Annotated in this window: 5 protein-coding genes; 2 read left to right on the top strand and 3 right to left on the bottom strand. The window is 63.8% G+C overall.

Going from position 1 to position 5,076, the window contains the following annotated elements:
* The coding region (locus Y707_RS29970; RefSeq protein ID WP_035781851.1) for an ERAP1-like C-terminal domain-containing protein at positions 1-1,100 on the top strand (1,100 nt) is incomplete at its 5' end.
* A gap of 54 nt (positions 1,101-1,154) precedes the next feature.
* Positions 1,155-1,643 (top strand): OsmC family protein, encoded by a 489-nt coding sequence (locus Y707_RS0114645; RefSeq protein WP_026535639.1) that lies wholly within the window; start codon positions 1,155-1,157, stop codon positions 1,641-1,643.
* A gap of 65 nt (positions 1,644-1,708) precedes the next feature.
* On the opposite strand, the gene Y707_RS0114640 is transcribed toward Y707_RS0114645, so the two are convergent.
* The 3 genes from Y707_RS0114640 to Y707_RS0114630 are packed head-to-tail and all read right to left on the bottom strand — an operon-like array spanning position 1,709 to position 5,038.
* A complete protein-coding gene (locus tag Y707_RS0114640) occupies positions 1,709-2,422 on the bottom strand; it encodes an ABC transporter ATP-binding protein (protein WP_026535638.1) in 714 nt (237 codons plus the stop codon).
* Positions 2,419-4,161 (bottom strand): branched-chain amino acid ABC transporter ATP-binding protein/permease, encoded by a 1,743-nt coding sequence (locus tag Y707_RS26335; protein WP_081744898.1) that lies wholly within the window; start codon positions 4,159-4,161, stop codon positions 2,419-2,421. The genes Y707_RS0114640 and Y707_RS26335 overlap by 4 nt, the downstream gene beginning before the upstream one ends.
* A gap of 1 nt (position 4,162) precedes the next feature.
* The gene (locus Y707_RS0114630) at positions 4,163-5,038 is read right to left on the bottom strand and encodes a branched-chain amino acid ABC transporter permease (RefSeq protein ID WP_026535637.1); all 876 of its coding nucleotides are present in this window, start codon (positions 5,036-5,038) and stop codon (positions 4,163-4,165) included.
* Between the last annotated feature and the right edge of the window lie 38 nt (positions 5,039-5,076).

The raw sequence follows: 5,076 nt of genomic DNA, 5'->3' as shown, positions 1-5,076 counted from the left end.
TCTACGACCTTGATGTGGCGCAGGACGGAACCGGCACCGGCAAGCTGGTCCGGAACCACCGGGTCGAACTGGACGTTTCCGGCGAACGCACCGATGTCCCCGGCCTGGTCGGACTCGAATGTCCGGACCTGGTCCTGCTCAACGACGACGATCTGGCGTACGCCAAAATCCGGATGGACGATTCGTCGCTGGAAACCGCGAAGCGTCACTTGAAGGACTTCGCGGATTCGCTTCCCCGCACGCTGGTTTGGGGCTCTGCCTGGGACGCCGCCCGCGACGGCGAAACTCCGGCCCGGGATTATGCCGAGCTGATCCTGAACAATATTGCCCATGAATCCGACTCGTCAGTTGTGCTCGTCCTGCTCCGCCAGCTCGCCTCCACCCTGACTTTTTATGTCCAACCCGCGGCGCAGGAATCGACGGCCATTGCCGCAGCCGATTCGCTGTGGGAGCTGGCCCAGACGACCGTCCATGGCTCCGATTCCCAGCTGCAGTTCGTCAAGGCCTTCGCCGGCCAGGCACGCACCGAAGAACAGCTCGACAATGTCGCCGGCCTGCTTGCCGGGGCGCTCGCTTTGAACGGGCTCGACGTCGATATGGACCTTCGTTGGGATCTGCTCACGTCGCTGATTGCCGGCGGCCGTTTCGGTCTTGCCGAAATCGAGGAGGAGTTGGCGCGGGACAACACCTCCAGCGGCCAGCGCGCTGCCGCCCTGGCGAAGGCCGCCATCCCGACGCCGGACGCGAAGGCCGAGGTGTGGGAGTCCGTCGTCGTCAATAATGAACATTCGAAAGCGACTCAGCAGGCCCAGATCGCCGGGTTCGGCCGGGTCCACGACACGAAGCTCCTCGAACCATTCGCCGACAAGTATTTCGATGCGGTGCCCGGAATCGCTAAGACCCGTACGCATGAATTGTCGCAACAGATCGTCGTCGGACTTTACCCGGCGCAGCTGACCAGCCGGCAGACCATCGAACAGACTGACGCCTTCCTCGAAGCGCTGGGCGACGAGTCGCCATCATTGCGCCGCTTAATACTGGAGAGCCGCGACGGCGTTGTCCGTGCTCTGAAAGCCCAGACCGCGGACAAGCAGGAATAGCAGAAACGTACGAACAGGGGCGTTGAGGCCGAAACAAGACCAGGAGGTAGGAAGATGGCACGCTCGGGAGGGCTGGAGGAACACCATTACGAGGTGACGGTTCGATGGACCGGCAACCTGGGAGAGGGGACAACCGGCTATAAGAAGTACAGCCGGAATCACGAAATTGAATCCCCCGGTGTGCCAAAGCTGCTGGGCTCCGCCGATCCGACGTTCCACGGTGATGAAAACCGCTGGAACCCTGAGCAGTTGTTGCTCTCCGCTCTGACCCAGTGCCACATGATGTCCTATTTCCACATAGCCTCAGCGGCGGGGGTGGTGGTCACGGCGTACACCGACCACGCCGAAGGCACCCTGAAGCTTAATCGGGACGGCAGCGGCGAGTTCATCGCCGCCACGCTTCATCCCCGGGTGGTTGTCGCCACCGAGGACCAGGTCGAGCTGGCCCGAACGCTGCACCGCGATGCGGCCGGCGCGTGTTTCATCGGCCGATCCGTGAACTTCCCCGTCAAGCACGAGCCGGAGATCACAGTAGCGGCCTGACCGGACCGTAGCTGCGTCCGTGGAGACCGGAGCACTGCTGATACCGTGGCGCCCAATTGGCGGCGTCAGCTAAGGCCCAGATAGGCTTCGATGATCTTTTCGTCGGCAAGCAGTTCACGTCCGGGACCGGAATGCGAAATTTCCCCGGTCTCCATCACGTAGCCATAATCGGCTGCCGCGAGGGCGCGCCGGGCATTCTGCTCCACCAGCACCACCGTCGTACCCGTTTGCCTGATCTGGTCGATGACGGCAAAAACCTCGTCGACGATCTTCGGCGCCAGGCCCATTGACGGCTCGTCGAGCAAGAGAACCTCAGGCTCGGCAATCAAGGCCCGGGCGATCGCCAGCATCTGCTGCTCGCCGCCCGAGAGCGCACCGGCCTGAAGCTTCTGCCGCTCCTTCAACACCGGGAAACGCTCATACATCCGGTCGACGTTCCGCCGCAGCGTCTTGCCGCGGTGCCAGCCGCCCAGGCTGAGGTTCTCCGCAACGGTCAGGGCGGCCAGGATCTCCCGCCCTTCGGGGACCTGGACCAGACCGGCCTTGACCATCCGGTGTGACGGCCACTTGGTAATGTCCTCGCCCTTGAACCGGATCACGCCCGCGCGCGGACGCACCAGGCCGGAAATGGCATTCAAGATCGACGTTTTTCCGGCTCCATTGGCTCCGACCAGCGTCACCAGCGAGCCGGTCTGGACCTCCAGTGAGACACCTCGGACGGCGTCGACGTGGCCGTAGCTGATGTGCAGGCCTTCGGCGCTCAGGATCGGTTCGCTCATCGCTGCTCCTCGGGTTCTGCTGTGGTGGCGGCGTGACGGCCTGTCCCTTGTTCCCCGTGCGGGGCATCGTCATCCGCGTCGGACCCGAGATAGGCCTCAAGCACCTGTGGATTACGCGCGACGTCGGCCGGCTCACCGGAGGCAATGACTTCTCCAAAATTCAAGACGATGATCCTGTCGCAGGTCTGCAGCATCATCCGGACATTGTGCTCGATCACCAGAACGGTAATGCCGTCACCGGCCAGCGACCGGATGAGCTCGGAAAGACCCGCCGCTTCGACATGGTTCATGCCCGCCGCCGGCTCATCCAGAACCAGCAGCGTGGGATGCGCCGCGAGTGCCCGCGCTATCTCCAGCCGGCGCTGATCGCCATAGGAGAGGTCTCCAGCGGAGGTGGCTGCCTTATCTGCAAGCCCCACCCTCGCCAGCTGGGTGGATGCCATCGCCAGCAACTCCCGCTCGTGCCGGCGTGCGGAGGGAAGGAAGATCAGCCGGCGCAGCAGCGTGTCCTTGCCGATCCGGTAGCCCCCGACCAGGACATTCTCAAGCGCTGACAGCCGGTTGAAGAGTTTGATCTGCTGAAAGGTGCGGGCAACCCCGGACTTGGCGAGCCGGTGGGCCCTGGTCCGGACGGTGAGTGTGTTGCCCAGCACTGTTCCCGTTCCCGACGACGGCGGGATCAGTCCGGTGACCATATTGACCAGCGTTGTTTTTCCTGCGCCGTTGGGACCGATGAGGCCGAGGATTTCGCCCGCCTCAAGGTGCAGGTCGACTTCGCGGACGGCATGCACACCGCCGTAGTGCTTGCCGAGCCCCTGCAGCCGGACGATCTCCGTTCCGCGCTCCGGGAGCGGGGCCAGGGCCGGCATCAGTGCCGGATCCGTTTCCAGCTTCAGCGCCGATTTGCGCCGGGGAATGAGACTGGACAATCCGCCGGGCAGGAACAGGATGACGACGAGCAGCAGCACGCCGGAAATCATCGGCCGGATCCACCCGGCGTCGATCCCCAGGGTGCGCTGGAGCTCAGGCAGCACGGAGAGGAACACCGACCCGAGAATGGGGCCGATGAACAGCGTCACGCCTCCGACGACGGCGGTAACCAGGCCGTCGACTGCGGCGACAAAGGAGAATCCGTTCGGATCTGCGAAGCGGGAGAAATACGCCAGCAGCACGCCGTACAGGCCCGATATCGCCCCGGCAATAACGAACGACGCCATCCGGTAGCGGGCGACGTTGATGCCCATTGACCCGGCCGCGAGCTCATCCTCGCGGATGGCGTCGAAGGCGCGCCCCAGCCGGGAACCGGCCAACCGCCAGAACCAGTATGCGACCAGGATCAGTACGAGCCAGGCACTGACCGGGCCCACCAGTTTCGGGAAGGACATGCCCTGGGCGCCGTTCGTCCAGGTTTGGTTGATCAGGAAGATCCGCACCATCTCGGCGAAGGCGAGTGTGGCGATCGCCAGGAAGACGCCGCGCAAGCGGATGACGGGAAGGCCAAGGATGAAGGCGGCAATCATGCCGACGCTCATCCCGAAAACGATTCCAATCACCAGCGGCGGGATGAAACCGAAAAGCGGCTCAGCCGGAACCACCAAGGCGGACGTGAAGGCTGCCAGGGATGCCAGTCCGATCTGGGCCAGGCTGAGCTGGCCGGCCAACAGGACGGCGTAGAAACTGTAGGCGAGGATCGCGGTCAGGGCGATCAGCGTCACCAGGGCCGAATATTCGAACATCATGTCAGACCTCCCGCGTCTTGCGGGCGCCGAAGAGACCCTGCGGCCGGAGGATCAGGATCAGGAACAGCAGGCCGAACGCGACCATGTCCCGCCAGGAACTGCCGACATAGTTGACCGCGTAGACCTCGGCCAGGCCAAGGATAAGTCCTCCGACGAGGGCGCCAGGCAGGGAGCCCATGCCGCCCACAATGATGACGGCCAGGCCCTTGAGCTCGACCGCGTGTCCGAGCCCCAGAGAGGCGGCGTTGACATTGAGGGTGAACAGCACGCCCGCGACGGCACCCAGGGCCGAGGAAATCGCGAAGGTCGTGCTGGTGATCCGGTTGACGTTCAGACCGAGTACCGAAGCCGCATGCGGATTTTCGGCGATGGTGCGCATGCCGCGGCCCAGCTTGGATTTGGCCACCACCCAGGTCAGGATCAGCATCAGGGAGACGCTGATCACCAGTATCACCACCTGCAGCAGTGAGACCGTCGCACCGAGGAACTCGAACCGGGTACTGGGGAACGCTTCCGGTGGAAACCGCCGCGTATCCGGCCCGTACCGCGCCTGCAAGAGGGCCAGGATGATCGTCCCCAACGCGATGGACGAGATCAGTCCGCCGAAATGGGCGTCGTGTCGTTTTCCGAGCGGGCGGAAGGCGATCCGTTCGATCAGGATGCCCATAACGGCCCCGGCGATCATGACCAGCGGGATCGCCAGCCAAATGGAGATACCGAGACGCGTGACGCCCTCGATGCCGATCAGTGCTCCGGCCGAAAATACTGCCGCGTGGGCGAGGTTCAGCCGGTCGAGGACGCCGAAAACCAAGGTGAAACCGATGGCGAAGAGGGCGTAGATCGAGCCCAGGAAGATGCCATCCATGAACTGCTGCATAAATTAGTCCTTAACTCAGCCGTGCGCCGGCCGTTGTG

The organism is Arthrobacter sp. H14, from assembly GCF_000520495.1.
Lineage (GTDB): Bacteria > Actinomycetota > Actinomycetes > Actinomycetales > Micrococcaceae > Arthrobacter_C.
This window is presented reverse-complemented; position numbering and strand designations above follow the sequence as displayed.